This window comes from Mycobacterium venezuelense, from assembly GCF_054919535.1.
Genome location: NZ_JBONDW010000052.1, coordinates 1 through 1,133 on the forward strand (window position 1 = coordinate 1; position 1,133 = coordinate 1,133).

Consider the following 1,133-nt stretch of genomic DNA (forward strand, 5'->3'; position numbering starts at 1 on the left):
CTAGTGTCCTGAGTCGTTAATTCGTCTGCAGTAGTTGGCGATGCTGGCGAGGATTTGGTCGGCGGTCTTGGTCCAGACATAGGGCTTGGGGTTGTCGTTCCACGTGTCGATCCAGGCGCGGATATCGGTGTTGAGTTGACGGACCGAGGTGTGGGTGCCGCGGCGTAGTTTCTTGGTGGTCAGCTCGGAAAACCAGCGTTCAACGAGGTTGAGCCAGGATGAGCTGGTCGGGGTGAAATGCAGCACGAAGCGGGGATTGTTTATCAGCCAACGCTTTACCGCTGGCGTTTTGTGAGTGGAGGCATTGTCGAGCACGACATGGCAGTCCAGGTCTGCGGGGACCTCGGCATCGATCTTCTTCAAGAACGCGAGGAACTCTTGGCTGCGGTGGCGTGCGTGTAGTGATCCGATGACCTTTCCCGAGGCAAGGTCGAGCGCTGCGTACAAGCTTGAGGTGCCGTGGCGGACGTAGTCATGGCTTGCCCGTGCCGGGGTTCCGGGCAGCATCGGGAATGCTGGTTGAGTCCGGTTGAGGGCCTGAATCTGGGTTTTCTCGTCCACGCACAGCACCATCGCCCGCTCTGGGGGGTCCAGGTAAAGCCCCACGATGTCGCGGACTTTGGCCACGAACAACGGATCTTTGGACAGTTTCCACGAATCCTGTTTGTGCGGAGTCAGTCCGAAGGCACGCCAGACGCGTGAGACCATCGATTGCGACAGTCCCAGATGCTCGGCCATCGACCGTGTCGACCAGTGCGTGGCACCCGGCGGGGTTGTCTCCAGCGTCGTGGTGATCAATGCTTCGATCTGCTCGTCACCTACCACGCGGGGCCGGCCGGGCCGTGGTTCGTCGAGCAGCCCGTCGCAGCGCTTTTCGGCGAAGCGGTTGCGCCATTTTCGGATCGTGCCCCGATCAAGCTCGAGTCGATCAGCGACTTCGGCATTTCCGCCTCCGTCGGCGCACGCCAACACGATCCGCGCCCGCAAGGCCAGGCCAGCAGCGCTGTTGCGTCGCCGGACCCAACCTTCCAATTCAGCACGTTCGTCCTCGGACAACACGATCTCGACAGCATGCGGCGATGGCATCACCCATGCTAACAAGAGCGGCTGAATTAACGACTCAGGACACTAGC

1 protein-coding gene is annotated in these 1,133 nt (G+C 60.7%); it reads right to left on the bottom strand.

Translation table 11 applies throughout. The annotated features are described in order from the left end of the window. The gene (locus ACRCUN_RS34135) at positions 1-1,086 is read right to left on the bottom strand and encodes an IS630 family transposase (protein ID WP_462146023.1); all 1,086 of its coding nucleotides are present in this window, start codon (positions 1,084-1,086) and stop codon (positions 1-3) included. Positions 1,087-1,133 lie beyond the last annotated feature (47 nt).

What these genes read in the sequence shown, in the direction of transcription:
- ACRCUN_RS34135 (WP_462146023.1), bottom strand. Translation starts at nt 1,086, where the DNA reads ATGCCATCGCCGCATGCTGTCGAGATCGTGTTGTCCGAGGACGAACGT.